Consider the following 18253-nt stretch of genomic DNA (forward strand, 5'->3'; position numbering starts at 1 on the left):
CCCTACCGGGCGCCCGCCCACGGGCGCTCCGTGGGGGGCGAAGGCCGGCCCCAAACCCCCCCCCCCCCCCCCCCCCACCCCCCCCCCACCCCCCCCCCCCCCCCCCCCCCCCCCCCCCCCGGCTCTTTTTTGCTTGCGCGCTCGCTTAGACTTCGACGATATCGAACGAATGCGTCAGTTCCGCGGTCTTCGCCAGCATGATCGACGCCGAGCAATACTTGTCATGCGACAGGTTGATCGCGCGCTCGACGGTCGCCGGGTTCAGATTCTTGCCCGTGACCGTAAAGTGAAAGTGAATCTTCGTGAAGACCTTGGGATCTTCGCTCGCGCGATCGGCCTTGAGCGTGACGGAGCAGCCTTGAATCTCCTGGCGGCTCTTTTTCAGGATCATCACCACGTCGTAGGCGGTGCAGCCGCCGGTGCCAAGCAGCACCATTTCCATCGGACGCGGCGCGAGATTGCGTCCGCCGCCTTCTGGCGCTCCGTCCATCGTAACGATATGACCGCTACCCGTTTCGGCCGCGAACGCCATGCCGTCCGGTCCCATCCAGCTCACTTTGCTTTCCATGCTCAGGCTCCAGCGTTCTACGTTTACAGGGGTTTCATTGTAGCGGCTCGCGGTCGTCGGGATGGCTGCGCATGCGCGCATCTACCGGTTGACGAGCAAACCTTTACGTGAGGGTATTGCCGCCGGATAACAGATTCGCGAAGTGGAGGAAGGACTCTAGCGGGTTAAATCGCTCTGGATGACCGCTGAATCCGTTCTATCGCGATGTTTTATAAGGGGAAGTCGCGCGCACTGCACCTTTATGGAAATTCCACATTATGAACTCATCTTTCACGATGCAAATCTTCTTGCCTCCCCGCATGACCGTGCCTATACTCGTCTCATTGATTGTCGCAGTTAGACACATCTACCGCGTCTCCTCCACCTCCTCCTTTGGTGGATTAAGCCCGAGCCCTCAGCGCTCGGGCTTTTTTTCGCCCACAGCGCCCTTGTGGCGGGCCCAAAAGCGTCATTCTTTTGACCTCCGCGACTATTTCCCTTTATAATTCAAAGTTCTCTTCGTTCCACGCCCGCGAAGAGAAGTCAGGGAGAGCCTGCAGCGCGTCCTGAACGCAAGTTCTTGAACGCTCATATAAGCAGGACCGAACAAAGCTAAAGGCTGAAAACAGCCAAGGGCAGATTTAAATTTTTGGATCGATCATGAAGACGTTTTCCGCAAAAGCCCATGAGGTGACGCGTGAATGGTACGTGATTGACGCGACGGATAAGGTTCTCGGCCGTGTCGCCAGCGAAGTGGCACGCCGTCTTCGCGGCAAGCACAAGCCTGAATTCACCCCGCACGTCGACACTGGTGATTTCATCATCATCATCAACGCCGGCAAGCTGAAGGTCACGGGCAATAAAGCTACGGACAAGAAGTACTATCGTCACTCGGGCTACCCGGGCGGCATCTATGAAACGACGTTTGGCAAAATGCAAGAGCGTTTCCCGGGCCGCGCGCTCGAGAAGGCCGTGAAGGGCATGCTGCCGAAGGGTCCGCTCGGCTACGCAATGATCAAGAAGCTGAAGGTCTACGCCGAAGCAACGCATCCGCATACGGCTCAACAGCCTAAAGCGCTCGAGATCTAAGGGGAGCCCACATGATCGGTAACTGGAACTACGGTACGGGCCGCCGCAAGAGCGCCGTCGCTCGCGTCTTCATCAAGTCGGGCAAGGGCGATATCGTCGTCAATGGCAAGCCCATCGCCGACTACTTCTCGCGCGAAACCTCGCTGATGATCGTGCGTCAGCCGCTGGAACTCACGAATCACGCAAGCACGTTCGACATCAAGGTCAACGTGTCGGGCGGCGGTGAAACGGGTCAGGCAGGCGCGGTTCGCCACGGCATCACCCGCGCGCTGATGGACTACGACGCAACGCTCAAGTCGCAACTGTCGAACGCTGGCTTCGTCACCCGCGACGCGCGTGAAGTGGAACGTAAGAAGGTCGGTTTCCACAAGGCACGCCGCCGGAAGCAGTTCTCTAAGCGTTAAGCGCTTTGGCGCTTCGCCTCCGTCTTACTGGACGCGAAGTTGCCCGAAAAAGCCGCCCGCACCGCACGTGCCGGCGGCTTTTTTTGTTCTGACGCGCGCTGCGCCAAATTGTGTCGAATTTGCTTTAGCCCATTGATTTCATGGACATCGAGCACGATGTTAGGAAGAGCCCTACAATAGCGGTTAGAAGCTTAATTGGAGAATTCGAATGAGCACTGTGAGCGACACCCCCACGACCGAGATGCCTTTGCCCTTCGTCTTCACCGACGCGGCCGCGGACAAGGTCAAGCAATTGATCGATGAAGAAGGCAATCCGGAACTGAAGCTGCGCGTGTTCGTGCAGGGCGGCGGATGCTCGGGCTTCCAGTATGGTTTTACGTTCGACGAAGCCGTCAACGAAGACGATACCGTGATGGACAAGGCGGGCGTGCAATTGCTCGTCGATTCGATGAGCTATCAATATCTCGTCGGCGCGGAGATCGACTATAAGGACGACCTCAACGGCGCGCAGTTCGTGATCAAGAATCCGAACGCCACGACCACTTGCGGTTGCGGATCGTCGTTCTCGGTCTGAGTTCGGTTTAGCGGTCGAATGAAAAACGGAGCCTTCGGGCTCCGTTTTCGTTTCCAGGCTTTAGTGGGCTCAGTGCGGATAGATTGCGCCGAGCACGCGTTCGCCCGCTGCGCCTGTCACGGCTGCCAGATTGCCGGGCTTGCGCGCGACGCAGCGCATTGCGAGCCATGCGAAGGCAAAAGCCTCGACCTGTTGCGGCGGCACGCCGAGCGCGTCGGTCGTCATGACGGGAACGCCCGCCACGCCGCTTTCTTCCAGCGCCTGTTGAAGCATCCTGAGCAGCACCGGATTACGCGCGCCGCCGCCGCAAACGTAGACCGCTCGGGCGTCGGATGCGTGACGCTCGATCTCGCGCGCCACCGAAGTCGCCGTCAGCGCGGCGAGCGTGGCTTGTACATCGGCGGGAGCGAGGCCCGTGAACGCCGCGAGTTTGGCGTCGAGCCATGCGGGATTGAACAAGTCGCGCCCGGTACTCTTGGGCGGTGCTTCCTGAAAGAACGGTTCATCGAGAAACGCGTTCAGGAGCGCCTGATTGACTTGACCCGATGCCGCGAATTGTCCGCCGTCGTCATAGGGTCTTTGCAAATGACGAAGCGCCCATTCGTCGAGCAGCGCATTTGCCGGGCCGCAGTCGAAGCCGCGTACCGCGCCGCTCGACGAGAGAATCGTGATGTTGCTGATACCGCCGAGATTGCAGACCACGCGCGTTTCGTTTTTCGCGCCGAAGAGCGTCGCGTGAAACGCCGGCACGAGCGGCGCGCCCTGGCCGCCGGCGGCGACATCGCGGCTGCGGAAATCTGCTATCACGTCGATGTTCGTCATTTCCGCCAGCAACGCGGGATTGTTTATCTGGCGCGTGTAACCCTTTTCCGGCCGATGCCGCACCGTCTGGCCATGCACGCCGATTGCGCGCACCTTTGTGGACGAATAGCCGCTCATGCTCTGCAACTCGTGGCAGCAAACGGCGTAGCGCGTGGCGAGCGCGTTGGCGGCGAGCGCCTCGCGTTCAAGCTCGTTGGCGCCGGGCGCTTGGAGTTCGAAAAGCGCGTCGCGCAGACCCTTCGAGAACGAGACGTGAGCCTCGCCAAGAACAACGGGCGTCTTGCCGGTCGCGAACTGCACCGCGACGCCATCGACGCCATCCATGCTCGTGCCGGACATTAAACCGAAGTACACGCCGTCCGCCGCGCCGCTTTCGATTACCTCGGTCTTTTTACCCACGCTGCTCTCCTTCGATTCGCTCGAGTCCGCTAAGCCGCGATTATCCGCGTAACTGGCCGAATCGTTAAGCGGCGTCAAAAGCCTCGTTCTGCAATTCGGGCGCGATTGCTGGCCGAAAGGGCGCGAAAGGGCACGTCATCGCGTAAAATCGTCGGCTCGAACTTGCAATTGCACTCATTTTCGCGAATGTCGCCGCGTTGTTCGGACGGCTTCGTCATCGGCGTTAGTGCCGCCCGCGACCGCTCATTTTGACCTCACAAGCCGCAAAGCATGACCACTGAATCCAACGCACCTGCCGCGCAAGCCTTTCCGATTACCGACGAAGTGCGCAATGCGCTCGCCATCGCCAAGCGCGGTTGCGACGAACTGCTGATCGAAGACGAATTCGCGCAGAAGCTCGCCAAAAGCGCGGCCACGGGTAAGCCGCTGCGCATCAAGCTCGGCCTCGATCCGACGGCGCCGGACATTCATATCGGCCATACGGTCGTGCTGAACAAGATGCGCCAGTTGCAGGACCTCGGGCATCAGGTCATTTTTCTGATCGGCGATTTCACTTCGCTGATCGGCGATCCCTCCGGCCGCAACGCCACCCGCCCGCCGCTCACACGCGAGCAGATCGAAAACAACGCAAAGACGTATTTCGAACAGGCCGCGCTCGTGCTCGACCGCGAGAAGACCGAGATTCGCTACAACAGCGAATGGTCGATGCCGCTCGGCGCCGACGGCATGATCAAGCTGGCATCGCGCTACACGGTCGCGCGCATTCTGGAACGCGAGGATTTCACCAAGCGCTTTCAGGGCGGCGTGCCCATTTCCATCCACGAGTTGCTTTACCCGCTGATGCAAGGCTACGACTCCGTCGCGCTGAACGCGGACCTCGAACTCGGCGGCACGGACCAAAAATTCAATCTGCTTGTCGGCCGCGAATTGCAAAAGCAATACGGTCAAGAGCAGCAATGTATTCTGACGATGCCGCTGCTCGAAGGTCTCGATGGCGTCGAGAAGATGTCGAAGTCGAAGCACAATTACGTCGGCATCAGCGAGAAGCCGACGGAGATGTTCGGCAAGCTGATGAGCATCTCCGACGTGCTCATGTGGCGATATTTCGAACTGCTGTCTTTCCGCAGCATCGAGGAAATCGCGGGCTTCAAGAAGGAAGCGGAAGGCGGCCGCAATCCGCGCGACTTCAAGGTGTTGCTGGCGCAGGAGATCGTCACGCGCTTTCATTCGGCGCCAGATGCCGAGCGCGCGCTCGAAGACTTCAATCATCGCGCGAAGGGCGGCGTGCCGGACGATATCCCGAGCGTCACGCTCGCGGGTGCGCCGCTCGCGATCGGTCAGTTGCTCAAGCAGGCGGGACTCGCGCCATCGACGAGCGAAGCGCTGCGTAACATCGAGCAGAACGGCGTGAAGATCGATGGCGTGACCATCACCGACAAAGGCTTGAAGGTCGAGGCGGGCGAGTTCGTCGTGCAAGTCGGCAAGCGCCGTTTTGCGCGGATCACGTTGACCGCATGATTGCGCTCATCCAGCGCGTGGCGCGCGCCGACGTGCGCGTGGGCGAGCGTGTCACGGGCGCCATCGGCGCAGGCTTGCTCGCGCTGGTTTGCGCCGAGCGCGGCGACAACGAAGCAACCGCCGACAAGCTGCTGGCGAAGATGCTTGCGTATCGAGTCTTCAGCGACGCTGCCGGCAAGATGAATCTTTCCGTGCAGAACATGGACGGCGCGGGGCGCGCGGGCGGCGTCTTGTTGGTGTCGCAATTCACGCTTGCCGCCGATACGTCGAGCGGCTTGCGTCCGAGCTTCACGCCCGCCGCGCCGCCCGACGAAGGCAAGCGCCTCTTCGACCACTTCGTGCGCGAGGCGCGCAAGAAGCATCCGGTGGTCGAGACCGGCGAATTCGGTGCGGACATGCAGGTATCGCTCGTGAACGACGGGCCGGTCACATTCTGGCTGCAAGTGCGGCCGCAACCGGAAACGCCATGACCACTCAGGTCCTTTTCATTCGCCACGGCGAAACCGACTGGAATCGCATCAAGCGCATACAAGGGCATATCGACATTCCGCTCTCCGAGCACGGGCGTCTGCAGGCCGAGCAACTGGGCCGGCGCATGGCGCGCGAGGGCGGGCTCGATGCGGTCTATTCGAGTGACCTGCAACGCGCGCAGCAAACGGCGCGTCCTTTCGCGGATGCGCTCGGGCTCGAACTGTGTCTTTCGAAGGGACTGCGCGAGCGCTTGTACGGCGCGTTTCAAGGTCATGACAGCGACGAGATCAGCGAGAAGTTTCCTGCGGAGTTCGTCGAGTGGCAAACGCGGGACCCGGGTTTTACGCCGCCGGGTGGCGAATCACAGCGGGTGTTTTATCACCGTGTCGTGCATGCAATGGAGCCGATCCTAGCCGCGCATCCGGGCGAGCGCATTGCGTGCGTGGCGCATGGCGGCGTGCTGGACTGCATCTATCGGTTTGCTAAGAAGCTGTCGTTGCAGGACGCTCGCGACTGGCCGTTGTTGAATTGCAGCGTCAATGTCGTGGATTACGACGGGGATGCGGCGAGGGTGGTTTCGTGGGGCGACGTTTCGCATCTGGCGACGGATACGGACGACGATGGGTTGCGAAAGCAAGCCTAACCCTCACCCCTTCGCATCCCAAAGCTCCCGAATCGGCCCTGCATCGGGCGCAGCCAGCCCGAAGTGCCGATAAGTCAGCAACGTCGCCACGCGCCCGCGCGGCGTGCGTTGCAAATACCCTTGCTGAATCAGATACGGCTCCAGCACGTCTTCGATGGTATCGCGCTCTTCGCCGATAGCCGCCGCGAGATTGTCCACGCCCACCGGGCCGCCATCGAACTTCTGCAGGATGGCTTCGAGCAGCTTGCGGTCCATCAGGTCGAAGCCGACGGGATCGACATCGAGCATCTTCAGCGCGGCATCCGCGACTTCGGCGGTAATGTTGCCGTCCGCTTTCACCTCGGCGAAATCGCGCACGCGGCGCAGCAGCCGGTTCGCGATACGCGGCGTGCCACGCGAACGCCGCGCAATCTCGAGCGCGCCCTCGGGCACGATCTCCGCCTTCAGCAACGAAGCCGAACGCGACACAATACGCGCCAGTTCGCTCGCGTTATAAAACTCGAGCCGCGACACAATGCCGAAGCGGTCGCGCAGAGGATTGGTCAACATGCCCGCGCGCGTGGTCGCGCCGACGAGCGTGAACGGCTGCAGATCCAGTTTCACGCTACGCGCGGCCGGGCCTTCGCCGATCATGATGTCGATCTGATAATCCTCCAGCGCCGGATAAAGAATTTCCTCGACGACCGGCGAGAGCCGATGAATCTCGTCGATGAACAACACGTCATTCGCTTCGAGATTGGTGAGGAGGGCAGCGAGGTCGCCCGCGCGTTCCAGCACCGGCCCCGAGGTCTGTCGCAAATTAACGCCCATTTCCCGCGCGATGATGTGTGCGAGTGTCGTCTTGCCGAGACCCGGCGGCCCGAACAGCAGTACATGATCGAGCGCTTCCGAACGGCGCTTGGCCGCCTCGATGAAAATCTCGAGCTGGCCGCGCACCTTTTCCTGGCCAACGTATTCGTCGAGCTGGCGCGGTCGCAACGCGCGCTCGAAGGCTTCTTCGTTCGGCGAGACGGGCGTGGCCGCGATGATGCGCTCGGCGGCGAGTTTGTCGGTTTCGATCATCCGTCGATTGTACAGCGAGCTTTCCCGCGATGAACCTGGCCGAACGGCCTAATGGCGCAACACGCGAAACGCCCGCAGAATCAGCCTTTCGAGAGCGCCTTGAGCGCGAGCTTGATGCCCTCGGAGACGCCGGTTCCGGCAGGCACGTTCTTGATCGCGGTGAGCGCTTCTTTCTCGGAATAGCCGAGCGCAAGCAGGGCATTGAGGATGTCGGAGGCGTGATCGGACTGCGAAGCCGCGCTTGCCATCGCGCCGAGATCGGCGCCGAGCTTGCCCTTGAGTTCGAGCAGCAGACGCTCGGCCGTCTTCTTGCCGATGCCCGGCACGCGCGTGAGGCGCGCGGCGTCCTGCGTCGTCACCGTTTGCGAGAGCTCCTGCACGCTCATGCCGGAGAGCACGGCCAGCGCCATGCGCGCGCCGATGCCGCTGATCTTTAACAACTCGCGAAACGTCGAACGCTCCTGCGCGGTGAGAAATCCGTACAGCAGATGCGCGTCCTCACGCACGATCATCTGCGTGAGCAGGACGACCTTTTCGCCGGCATGCGGCAGGTTGTAGAAGGTGCTCATCGGCACGTCGATTTCGTAGCCGACGCCGCCGCAATCGACGAGCAGATGCGGCGGATTTTTTTCCAGCAGAACGCCGGCAATGCGACCGATCATATTTGCAGTAAGTATCGAGGTTGATTAGCCGATGAGACGACCGCGCCTGACGCGCAAGCCTTTTTTCGCCAGCGACGGCGCGATGGTGCCGAGCGCCGCGAGGCCGGTGCCGCCATGCGCGTGACAGATCGCCATGCCGAGCGCATCCGCTGCGTCGGTGCTGGGTACGCCTGTCAGGCCGAGCAGACGCACGACCATCTGCTGCATTTGCTCCTTGGTCGCGCGGCCATACCCGACCACGGCTTGCTTCAATTGCAGCGCGGTGTATTCCGCGACCGGCAGGCCGCTCGCCACCATGCCGCAGATGGCCGCGCCGCGCGCCTGGCCAAGCAGCAGCGTGGACTGCGGATTCACGTTCACGAAGACTTTTTCGATCGCCGCCTGATCTGGATTGTGCTGCCCGATGAGCGTGGAAATGCCCTCGAAGATGGTGTTCAGACGCGAAGGCAAGTCTGCGTCGGCTGTCTTGATCACGCCGCTCGTCACGTAGGTGAGCGAGTGCCCGGACTTGTCGATGATGCCGAAGCCGGTCACGCGCAAGCCCGGATCGATGCCTAGAATTCTCATGTTTGCGGAAATGCGCTCCGGCGTGGCGGTCGTTCGAAATGAAATTGGCCTGTTTGTGCCGCCAATTAGCAGGCAGCGCAAACAGGCCAATAATAAAGGATGCCGCAGCGATTAATGGCGGAAATGACGCGTGCCGGTGAGAATCATCGCAACATTGTGCTCGTCGGCAGCGGCGACCACTTCGTCGTCGCGCATGGAGCCGCCTGGCTGGATCACGCAGGTCGCGCCTGCATTGACCACCACGTCGAGCCCGTCGCGGAACGGGAAGAACGCGTCCGAAGCCACGGCCGAGCCGGTCAGCGTGAGACCCGCGTTCTGCGCCTTGATGCCCGCAATGCGCGCCGAATCCACGCGGCTCATCTGCCCCGCGCCGACGCCAAGCGTCATGCCGCCGCCGCAGAACACGATGGCGTTCGACTTCACGAACTTCGCCACGCGCCACGCAAACATGAGGTCGTCCATTTCCTTGGGCGTGGGGTGACGCTTCGTCACCACGCGCAGTTCATGCGGCTGCACGTTCTTCGAATCGAGCGATTGCACCAGCAGCCCGCCGCCCACGCGCTTCAGGTCGAACGCGTTATGACCGTCGCCGAGCGCGATCTGCAAGAGACGCACGTTCTGCTTGGCCGCGAACACCGCGCGCGCGGCATCGCTGAACGAAGGCGCGATCAGCACTTCGACGAACTGCTTGGCTACGGCCTGCGCCGCCGCTTCGTCCACTTCGCGATTGAACGCGATGATGCCGCCGAACGCCGACGTAGGATCGGTCTTGAACGCCTTCGAGTAGGCTTCGTGCGCGTTTGCGCCAAGCGCCACGCCACACGGATTCGCATGCTTGATGATGACGCAGGCGGGCGCGTCGAAGGTCTTCACGCATTCCCATGCCGCGTCGGAATCGGCGATGTTGTTGTACGAGAGTTCCTTGCCCTGCAACTGCTCGTAGTTAGCGAGCGCGCCAGCGGGCACCGCGAGATCGCGATAGAACGCCGCGCTCTGATGCGGATTCTCGCCGTAACGCAGATCCTGCACCTTCTCGAAAGCGACGTTGAAGGTTGCCGGATACGTATTGCGAGTTGCGTGTTGAAGCTCTTCGGTCAGACTCGTCAGATAGTTCGTGATCGCACCGTCGTATTGCGCGGTATGCGCGAACACTTTGGTGGCGAGACGGAAGTTCGTCTTGTAGGCCACGCTGTTGTGATTCGCGCGCATTTCGTCGAGCACGGTGGCGTAATCGGCCGGATCGACGATCACGGTGACATCGCGATGATTCTTCGCCGCCGAGCGCAGCATGGTCGGCCCTCCGATATCGATGTTCTCGATGGCGTCTTCCAGCGAGCACTCTTCCTTCGCCACGGTCTGCACAAACGGATACAGATTCACCACCAGCAGATCGATGGTCGGAATGTCGTGCTTCTCCAGCGCCGCCATGTGCTCCGGCAGATCGCGGCGCGCGAGAATGCCGCCGTGAACCTTGGGATGCAGCGTCTTCACGCGCCCATCGAGCATTTCCGGAAAGCCGGTGTAGTCGGCGACCTCCGTGACGGGCAAGCCCGCGTCGGCCAGCAGTTTCGCCGTGCCGCCGGTCGAGAGGAGCTTGACGCCAAGCTCCGCCAGCGATTTGGCGAAGTCGATGATGCCGGATTTGTCGGAAACGGAAATGAGCGCTTGCTTGATCATGGTGAACACTGAAACCAAAAAGGATAGCCAGGCCAGACCAGGGCGGACGCCCCGGTCCGATGAATCAAATCAGTCCGTGCTGCTGAAGCTTCTTGCGTAAGGTGTTGCGGTTAATGCCGAGATACTCGGCCGCAAGCGACTGGTTGCCGCCTGCCTGCTCGAGCACCACTTCGAGCAGCGGTTTTTCCACGCACGAAATCACCATGTCGTAGACGTCGTGCGGGTTGGAGCCGTCCAGATCCTGAAAATAATTGTCCAGGCTCTGGCGGACGCATTGTTCGATGTTATGTCTGCTCATGCGGCTTTTTGTCGGTCTATGTCGTGATGCCCGCCGCACGATTCTTCGGCAGCCGCGTCGCAGTCGTCGCCGCTCTCGTCGACATAGACCAGACGGTCGGACAACGCTTTTTGCGCGTCGAAGAATTCGTTGACCGCGAGCAATTGTTCTTTGGTCGTGTCCAGCGTATTCATCCGGTGCCGGAAGGTGTTGGCGCCGGAAAGGCCGCGAGTGTACCAGCCGATGTGCTTGCGCGCAGTCCGTACGCCCGTGAATTCCCCGTAGAAAGCGTAGTGATCTTCGAGGTGCTCGTTCATCACCTGCTGGATCTCTTCGATGAGCGGCGGCGGCAGCCGTTCGCCCGTCGTCAGAAAATGTTCGATCTCGCGAAAGAGCCACGGTCGACCCTGCGCCGCGCGGCCAATCATGATCGCGTCCGCGCCCGTCACCGTCAGCACGTGCCGCGCCTTCTCGGGCGTCGTGATGTCGCCGTTCGCGACCACTGGAATCTTCACCGCGTTCTTGACGGCCGCGATGGTTTCGTATTCGGCGTCGCCCTTATAAAGGTCCGCGCGCGTGCGGCCATGCACGGTGAGCATGGAGATGCCGGCATCTTCCGCGATCCGCGCGATATTCAGCGCGTTCTTGTTCTCGCGATTCCACCCCGTGCGAATCTTGAGCGTGACGGGCACGGCATCCGGCCCTACGCCGACGGCCTGCACCACCGTCTCGACGATACGCGCCACGAGTTCTTCGTTCTGCAAGAGCGCGGAACCCGCCGCGACGTTGCAGACCTTCTTGGCGGGACATCCCATGTTGATGTCGATGACCTGCGCGCCGTTCGCGACGTTGTGGCGCGCGGCTTCGGCCAGCATCTGCGGGTCCGCGCCCGCGATCTGAACGGAGATCGGCTCGACTTCGCCCGCGTGGTTGGCGCGCCGCATGGTCTTTTCGCTCTTCCACAACTGCGCGTTCGAAGCGACCATCTCCGACACCGCGTAGCCCGCGCCCATGCGCTTGCAGAGCTGACGGAACGGTCGGTCGGTGACGCCTGCCATCGGGGCGACGAACAGGTTGTTGCGCAGAACGTGTGAACCAATGCTTGGCATGAAGGCTTGGGCGTGGCGCCGACGACATGAAGCAAGGCGCCATGAAAAGCGCCGCGCTGCGTCGAGCGTTTGCTAGTGCTGAAGGGAAACGCGTATTTTAACGCGAAGCGGGTGCTGAAATTAAGAGCAATCGCGCGCAAGTCTTTAAATCTTCTATGAAAGCGGACGAGCTCATAGAGGATAAGTCGGGCTTTGTGCTGACGAATGAGGCGGCGTCGCGTCGTGCGACCCGCCGCCGAATACAGATAGAAAGTGGATCAGCGTCTTTGCCCGAACATCATCTGACGGGCGAGCGCCGTCTTCAATGGCGGCAGGAACTCGAGCGCCGTCAAGGCAAGCCCGCGCATCGCGGCAAGCGGAGCGAAGTCCACCGTGAAGATGCGCGCGAGCGTATCGGTGGCGCCGATCGTCAGACGCCGGTCAAGCGCGCGGCGTTGAGCGAAGCGCAGAAGCGCAAGCGGACGCGCGCCATCGGCGGACAAGGCATCCGACAGCGCGCGTGCATCGCGCAAGCCCAGGTTCAGGCCTTGACCCGCGACCGGGTGCAAGGTCTGCGCCGCGTTGCCGATTGCGACCGTGCGGCGATCCACCAGCGCGTGGAGCGCGGTGAGCCCGAGCGGAAACGCCGCCCGCGACGCGATGCGCGTGAAGCGGCCCATGCGCGTACCGAAGGCATCGCCGAGTTCGGCGAGAAACGCCGAGTCGTCGAGCTGCATGCGCCGCGCGGCTTCATCGGGCGAACCGCACCAGACGAGCGAATAGTCCGCGTGACGCGCGCCGCCGCAGGGCAGCAACGCAATCGGACCTTCGCGCGTGAAGCGCTCCCATGCCACGTTCGCCTGAGGCTCCGATACGCTCACCGTACCGACGATCGCCGTTTGCCCATAATCGCGCGCGTGCCGTTCGTTCGAAACGGCGCTCTCGCCCGAAGTCTGCTGATACAGCCCGCCTTCCGCATTCACCAGCACGCGCACGCGGATCGTGCGTTCGCCCGCCGAACCCTTGAGCGGCAAGGTGACGCCCTCGTCGTCCTGCAGCGGCGGCAGCGCGGAGGTCTCGGTGAGCCAGTCCACGTTCGTTGCGCGCACCCCGCTGGCAAGCGCACTGACGAGCGAACCGTAGCGCACCACGTAGCCCAGCTCGGGCAACTCGTGTTCGTCGTGCTCGATCAGCGTGCGGCCGAAGTGCCCGCGCTGCGACACGTGGATGCGGCGGATCGGCGTGGCATCGGCGGGAAAGCCGAGCGGCTGAAGCATCACGCGGCTGCCATGCGAGAGCGCGAGCGAACGCGGATCGCTCGCGGCGGCTTCAGGCGTGCGTGCGTCGATCAACGCGATCGACAAGCGTTGCGTGGCGCTGCGCCGCGCAAGCCAGCCCGCGAGCGCGAGCCCGACCGGCCCCGCGCCGACAATGGCGATGTCATGGTCGAAATGCCCTTCGTCCTGCACGGGCCTGGTCGTGTCGTTCATATCAGTGTTGGTTCGATTCGCGCATCAGCGCTTCGATTTCGTCGGCATCGACGGGCACTTCGCGGGTGAGCAGCTCGCAGCCATCGGGCGTGACGATGGCGTCGTCCTCGATACGAATGCCGATGTTCCAGTAGCGCTCGGGCACGTCTTCGGCGGCGCGCACGTAAAGGCCTGGCTCGATGGTGAGCGCGTTGCCCGCCGCGAGCGTGCGCCACTCGCGCGCGCCCTGCGCATCGCGCGGGCCGTCGGCGTTGCGATAGTCGCCCGCGTCATGCACGTCCATGCCGAGCCAGTGCCCCGTGCGATGCATGTAGAAGCGCGCGAAGGCGCGTTCGCCGATCACGTCGTCGATAGTGCCGAACTTCGCTTTATCGAGGATGCCGGTATCGAGCAAACCTTGCGACAGCACTTTCACCGCGGCCTGATGCGGCGCGTCGAAACTGACGCCGGCGCGGGTCGCTTCGATGGCGGCGCTTTGCGCGGCCAGCACGATGTCGTAAAGCTCGCGCTGCGGCGGCGTGAACAGACCGCTTGCCGGGAAAGTGCGTGTGATGTCGGAGGCGTAGCCGTCGAGTTCGCAGGCGGCGTCGATGAGAATCAGGTCGCCATCCCGCGCGATGGCATTGCCCGCCGGATAGTGCAGCACGCAGGCATTCGCCCCCGCCGCGACGATGGAACCGTAAGCGGGCGCCTGCGCGCCGCGTCGGCGGAACGTATAGAGCAGTTCGGCTTCGATCTCGTATTCGTGCATGCCGGGACGACACGCACGCATGGCGCGCCGATGCGCTTCGGCTGAAATCGACCCGGCGCGTCGCATGATCGCGATTTCGTGCGCGTCTTTCACGAGCCGCATTTCGTCGAGCAGCGGCAGGAGATTGCGTGCCTCTTCCGGCGCGCGAACACCGCTGCGGCCTTGCGCGCGCACGGCGGCGAGCCAGCCGCGCACTTGCGCGTCCACTTCCGCCAATGCCCCGAGCGCGTAGTACAACGCGGGTCTATCCGCGATGAGACGCGGCATCTCCTCGTCGAGCGAATCGATGGCGAAGGCGGCATCGAAACCGAAGGCATCACGCGCGGCTTCGGGGCCAAACCGAAAGCCTTCCCAGGTTTCGCGCTCGGCGTTCTTTTCGCGACAAAAGAGGATGGATGCAGGCTCGCCGTCTTGCGCGCTCGCGTTCAGCACGAGCGTCGCCTCGGGCTCGGTGAAGCCTGTCAGATAGTAGAAATAGCTGTCGTGGCGAAAGGGGTAGTCGGCGTCGCGATTACGCAAGACTTCCGGCGCGGTAGCCACGACGGCGATGCCCCCGCCTTGGGCGCGCATCGCGGCGAGCACGCGTTCGCGGCGGCCGCGATAGACGTCGACGGCGATGGGGCTGGCGACTTCGGTGAGTGAGTTCATTCGCCGATTGTAGCGCCGGGTTTCGATGCAGGGGGACTCGGCCATTCGGCCTGGTGGTTAGTGCGGTGAGTGCGGTGAGGGTAGGGCAGAATTTGCGGTCGAGTGGAGCGCGCGGGGCGTATGTGCTTGCGTCGCGGACGAATCGGCGCGCGGAATATCGATTTGCGGCGATGCGCAGGGTCTCAGGCCCGATGGATCTACGCAGCATCACGGATTGATTCGTCGCATGTCTTCGACTTCCGCGATGCGCGCTGTCGGCAGTCGAGTCACCGAAGCGAAGCGGCGAACGCCGCACTACGACGTGTCGCTTACTCGCAAACCAAGCTGCTTACTCTTCGCTCGCCCGATTCCGCACGCTGCCCGCGATCAGATCGAAGCGGAACAAACGGCATTCGAGCGCGCCATTGAAGAGCGGCGTCTTGGTCGATTCGCGCAGTCGCAACATGCCCGGCAGCTTGCGGTCCGAAGTCAGCACGTAGGCGCGCCAGCCCGGGAAGCGTTGCTTGAGCGCGTTGCCGAAGGAGATGAAGAATTCGGTATCGGCGGGATCGGGTTGAGCGCGCGCGAAGGCTTCTTCGTCGTCACGATCGTCGCGACGCGAGCGCGGCGTGTCGCGAATCTCGCCGCGCGGGCCGCGTCCACGCACTTCGATCCGCTCGCCATACGGCGGATTCGCCACGAGAATGCCGGGCGCTTCCGTGGGCGGCATCATGTTGCGGGCATCGACCTGTTTGAGCTGCAGGTTCGATACACCGGCGCGGCTCAGATTGGCGCGCGCCTTTTCCAGCATGTCGCCGGAGATGTCGCTGCCGAAGATGTTCAACTCCGAGCGCGCCGAACGCGCGGCGCGCTTCGCTTCGCCAGCGGCCGACTTGAGCTTCTGCCACATGCCCGGATGAAACGGCTTGAGCTTCTCGAAGCCAAAGCGCCGTTCGCTACCCGGCGCGATATCGAGCGCGGTCTGCGCGGCTTCGGCGAGGAAGGTGCCGCTGCCGCACATCGGATCGAAGAGCGGCGTGCCGGGCGTCCATCCCGTGAGACGCAGGATGCCGGCTGCAAGATTTTCGCGCAGGGGCGCCGCGCCCTTGTCCAGACGCCAGCCGCGCTTGAAGAGCGGCTCGCCGGAGGTATCGAGATAGAGCGTGCATTCGTTCACCGTGAGGAACGCGAACACGCGCACGTCCGGCTGCGCGGTGTCGATGCTCGGGCGCGCGCCGGCAACATCGCGCAGGCGGTCGCAGACGGCGTCTTTTACACGCAGCGTCGTGAATTCGAGGCTCTTCACCGGCGACTTGATGGCGGTGAGATCGACGCGCATTGTCTGGCTCGGCGTGAACCATTGCTCCCAGCGCTGCTGGTGCGTGAGTTCGTAGATATCGTGTTCGTTGCGATACGGGCCCTGCGCGATCTTCAAGAGCACGCGGCTCGCGATACGCGAATGCAGATTCGCCGCCATGCCCGCGACCCAGCCGCCCCGGAAGTGCACGCCACCGGGAACCTGTGCGCCGACGGCAAGCGTTCCGCCGCCGGATAACGGCGCGCTTGCGACATGGCGCTCCCCGATCTCGGCGAGCTCGGCGGCAAGCGGCGCTTCGAGACCGCGCGGGCAGGGGACAAACCAGTCGAAGAGGGGGGAGGACATGAGGCGGATTCTGGATGGCGTAAAGGCGGTATTGTACGCGGGGCCATCCGAAGGTCGCGCACCGTTCGTGCGCGTGAACCCGTAAAGCCGGCTGCGCCAGCGTTCTTCGAGCGAAGCTGGCGCGTTTATCGCTGTCGCCGCGGCGGCTTCATGCGATCAATCCACCGCCTTCATCATATCCTCCACCACCTTCTTCGCGTCCCCGAAAACCATCATCGTCTTGTCCATATAGAACAGTTCGTTATCGAGCCCGGCGTAGCCCGCCGCCATCGACCGCTTGTTCACGATGATCGTGCGCGCCTTGTACGCTTCAAGAATCGGCATGCCCGCAATCGCCGATTTCGGGTCGGTCTTCGCCGCAGGATTCACCACGTCGTTGGCGCCGAGCACGAGCACCACATCCACCTGCCCGAACTCGCTGTTGATGTCGTCCATCTCCTGCACCATTTCGTAGGGCACTTCCGCTTCGGCGAGCAGTACGTTCATGTGCCCCGGCATGCGCCCCGCGACCGGGTGAATCGCATAGCGCACGTCGATGCCTTTCTCCACGAGCTTGTCCGTCAATTCCTTCAGCGCATGCTGCGCGCGCGCCACCGCAAGCCCGTAACCCGGCACGATCACCACGCTTTCCGCATTGCCGAGCATGAAGGCCGCGTCATCGGCGGAACCGGATTTCACCGGGCGCTGTTCCTGCGCGCCGCCCACCGCCGGGCCGCCCGCTTCGCCGCCGAAGCCGCCGAGAATCACGTTGAAAAAGGAGCGGTTCATCGCCCGGCACATGATGTAGGACAGAATCGCGCCCGACGATCCCACCAGCGAACCCGCGATGATCAGCATCGGATTGTTGAGCGAGAAACCAATGCCCGCCGCCGCCCAGCCCGAATACGAATTGAGCATGGACACGACCACCGGCATATCCGCGCCGCCAATCGGAATGATGATGAGCACGCCCAGCGCGAACGCGATCAACGTCATCACGATGAACGGCAACCACGATTGCGTCAGCATGAAAATCACGCCGAAGCCGATCATCGCCACGGCAAGGAGCAAGTTGATGAGATGCTGTCCCGAATACGTGACGGGCGCGCCCTGAAAGAGCCGGAACTTGTACTTGCCCGACAGCTTGCCGAACGCGATCACCGAACCGGAAAACGTGATCGCCCCGACGAACGTGCCGATGAACAACTCGACGCGATTGCCGTACGGCATGTAATAGCCCGGCGGCGCAAGGCCGAACGCCGAAGGTTCCGACACCACGGCATACGCAATGCAGACCGCCGCGAGCCCGATCAGCGAGTGCATCGCGGCGACGAGTTCGGGCATCTTCGTCATCTCGACTTTCGCCGCGATATAGGCGCCCGCCGCGCCGCCGATCAGAAGCGCCGCGAACAAGAGCGTGAGTCCGAGCGAGAGATTGGAACCGAGATAGGAAGCCTGCTTCGCAATGAGCGCGAGCGTGGTGACGATGGCAATCGCCATCCCCGCCATGCCGAACGTATTGCCGATGCGCGCGGTCTTCGGATTGGACAAGCCCTTCAGCGCCTGAATGAAGCATACCGAAGCGACGAGATACAGAAGAGTGACGACGTTCATGCTCATTTACGCGCCCTCCTTCTTGATGAGTTTTCTCGGCTCTTTGCGCTTGAACATTTCAAGCATTCGCCGGGTCACGAGAAAGCCGCCGAACACGTTCACCGCCGCAAGCAGCACCGCGAGCGTGCCGAAGAACTTGCCAGCGCCGCCGATTGTCAGACCGACCGCGAGCATCGCGCCGACGATGACGATTGCCGAGATTGCATTCGTCACCGCCATCAAGGGTGTGTGCAGCGCGGGCGTGACGTTCCAGACCACGTGGTAGCCGACGTAAATCGCCAGCACGAAGATGATGAGATTGATCACCGTGTGATTGATGACGTCCATGT

19 protein-coding genes are annotated in these 18253 nt (G+C 62.5%); 6 read left to right on the forward strand and 13 right to left on the reverse strand.

Features of this window, described 5'->3' with window-relative positions; all coding sequences use genetic code 11:
• Positions 1–145 precede the first annotated feature (145 nt).
• Positions 146–568 carry an OsmC family protein gene (locus NCT03_RS01775; protein ID WP_244826987.1) on the reverse strand — a complete coding sequence of 141 codons (423 nt, stop codon included), beginning with the start codon at positions 566–568 and terminating at the stop codon, positions 146–148.
• 639 nt (positions 569–1207) lie between these two features.
• Here NCT03_RS01775 and rplM point away from each other — a divergent pair.
• The 3 genes from rplM to erpA all read left to right on the forward strand — a co-directional run bounded on the left by rplM (position 1208) and on the right by erpA (position 2614).
• Entirely contained in the window at positions 1208–1636 is a 429-nt protein-coding gene (gene rplM / locus NCT03_RS01780) for a 50S ribosomal protein L13 (protein WP_244826988.1), read from the forward strand.
• 11 nt (positions 1637–1647) lie between these two features.
• Entirely contained in the window at positions 1648–2040 is a 393-nt protein-coding gene (gene rpsI / locus NCT03_RS01785; protein ID WP_244826989.1) for a 30S ribosomal protein S9, read from the forward strand.
• 208 nt (positions 2041–2248) lie between these two features.
• A complete protein-coding gene (gene erpA, locus NCT03_RS01790; RefSeq protein ID WP_244826990.1) occupies positions 2249–2614 on the forward strand; it encodes an iron-sulfur cluster insertion protein ErpA in 366 nt (121 codons plus the stop codon).
• 69 nt (positions 2615–2683) lie between these two features.
• On the opposite strand, the gene NCT03_RS01795 is transcribed toward erpA, so the two are convergent.
• Positions 2684–3814, reverse strand: a complete 1131-nt coding sequence (locus NCT03_RS01795) for an anhydro-N-acetylmuramic acid kinase (RefSeq protein ID WP_309845120.1) — start codon at positions 3812–3814, stop codon at positions 2684–2686.
• 291 nt (positions 3815–4105) lie between these two features.
• Between NCT03_RS01795 and tyrS the strand changes: the two genes are divergently transcribed.
• Genes tyrS through NCT03_RS01810 form a run of 3 tightly spaced genes read left to right on the forward strand, consistent with a single transcriptional unit; the run spans position 4106 to position 6467 of the window.
• Positions 4106–5353: a tyrosine--tRNA ligase gene (gene tyrS, locus NCT03_RS01800; protein WP_250463004.1), complete on the forward strand. Its 1248-nt coding sequence runs from the start codon at positions 4106–4108 to the stop codon at positions 5351–5353.
• Positions 5350–5823 (forward strand): D-aminoacyl-tRNA deacylase, encoded by a 474-nt coding sequence (dtd, locus tag NCT03_RS01805; RefSeq protein ID WP_244826992.1) that lies wholly within the window; start codon positions 5350–5352, stop codon positions 5821–5823. The genes tyrS and dtd overlap by 4 nt, the downstream gene beginning before the upstream one ends.
• The gene (locus NCT03_RS01810) at positions 5820–6467 is read left to right on the forward strand and encodes a histidine phosphatase family protein (protein ID WP_250491780.1); all 648 of its coding nucleotides are present in this window, start codon (positions 5820–5822) and stop codon (positions 6465–6467) included. Before dtd ends, NCT03_RS01810 begins: the two co-directional genes overlap by 4 nt.
• A 3-nt stretch (positions 6468–6470) precedes the next feature.
• Here NCT03_RS01810 and ruvB read toward each other — a convergent pair whose 3' ends face one another.
• The 11 genes from ruvB to NCT03_RS01865 all read right to left on the reverse strand — a co-directional run bounded on the left by ruvB (position 6471) and on the right by NCT03_RS01865 (position 18251).
• On the reverse strand, positions 6471–7529 hold the full coding sequence (gene ruvB / locus NCT03_RS01815; RefSeq protein ID WP_244826994.1) for a Holliday junction branch migration DNA helicase RuvB: 1059 nt from the start codon (positions 7527–7529) through the stop codon (positions 6471–6473).
• 80 nt (positions 7530–7609) lie between these two features.
• The gene (gene ruvA, locus NCT03_RS01820) at positions 7610–8191 is read right to left on the reverse strand and encodes a Holliday junction branch migration protein RuvA (protein ID WP_244826995.1); all 582 of its coding nucleotides are present in this window, start codon (positions 8189–8191) and stop codon (positions 7610–7612) included.
• A 24-nt stretch (positions 8192–8215) separates the two neighbouring features.
• Positions 8216–8758 (reverse strand): crossover junction endodeoxyribonuclease RuvC, encoded by a 543-nt coding sequence (ruvC, locus tag NCT03_RS01825; RefSeq protein ID WP_244826996.1) that lies wholly within the window; start codon positions 8756–8758, stop codon positions 8216–8218.
• 111 nt (positions 8759–8869) lie between these two features.
• Positions 8870–10435, reverse strand: a complete 1566-nt coding sequence (gene purH / locus NCT03_RS01830) for a bifunctional phosphoribosylaminoimidazolecarboxamide formyltransferase/IMP cyclohydrolase (protein ID WP_244826997.1) — start codon at positions 10433–10435, stop codon at positions 8870–8872.
• Between the two features lie 64 nt (positions 10436–10499).
• Positions 10500–10733 carry a Fis family transcriptional regulator gene (locus NCT03_RS01835; RefSeq protein ID WP_040052966.1) on the reverse strand — a complete coding sequence of 78 codons (234 nt, stop codon included), beginning with the start codon at positions 10731–10733 and terminating at the stop codon, positions 10500–10502.
• Entirely contained in the window at positions 10730–11821 is a 1092-nt protein-coding gene (gene dusB / locus NCT03_RS01840; protein WP_250491781.1) for a tRNA dihydrouridine synthase DusB, read from the reverse strand. Before dusB ends, NCT03_RS01835 begins: the two co-directional genes overlap by 4 nt.
• Before the next feature lie 257 nt (positions 11822–12078).
• Complete coding sequence (locus tag NCT03_RS01845) at positions 12079–13290, reverse strand: UbiH/UbiF/VisC/COQ6 family ubiquinone biosynthesis hydroxylase (protein WP_250491782.1); 1212 nt, start codon at positions 13288–13290, stop codon at positions 12079–12081.
• Position 13291: 1 nt separating this feature from the next.
• Positions 13292–14689: an aminopeptidase P N-terminal domain-containing protein gene (locus tag NCT03_RS01850; protein WP_250491783.1), complete on the reverse strand. Its 1398-nt coding sequence runs from the start codon at positions 14687–14689 to the stop codon at positions 13292–13294.
• A 328-nt stretch (positions 14690–15017) separates the two neighbouring features.
• Positions 15018–16331: a THUMP domain-containing class I SAM-dependent RNA methyltransferase gene (locus NCT03_RS01855; RefSeq protein WP_250463021.1), complete on the reverse strand. Its 1314-nt coding sequence runs from the start codon at positions 16329–16331 to the stop codon at positions 15018–15020.
• Positions 16332–16487: 156 nt separating this feature from the next.
• Positions 16488–17930 (reverse strand): NAD(P)(+) transhydrogenase (Re/Si-specific) subunit beta, encoded by a 1443-nt coding sequence (locus NCT03_RS01860; protein ID WP_244827002.1) that lies wholly within the window; start codon positions 17928–17930, stop codon positions 16488–16490.
• Positions 17931–18251, reverse strand: coding sequence for an NAD(P) transhydrogenase subunit alpha part 2 (locus NCT03_RS01865; protein WP_244827003.1), 321 nt, complete (start codon positions 18249–18251; stop codon positions 17931–17933).
• Between the last annotated feature and the right edge of the window lie 2 nt (positions 18252–18253).

Origin of the sequence: Caballeronia sp. GAWG1-1 (assembly GCF_023631465.1) — a bacterium.
Classification (GTDB): domain Bacteria; phylum Pseudomonadota; class Gammaproteobacteria; order Burkholderiales; family Burkholderiaceae; genus Caballeronia.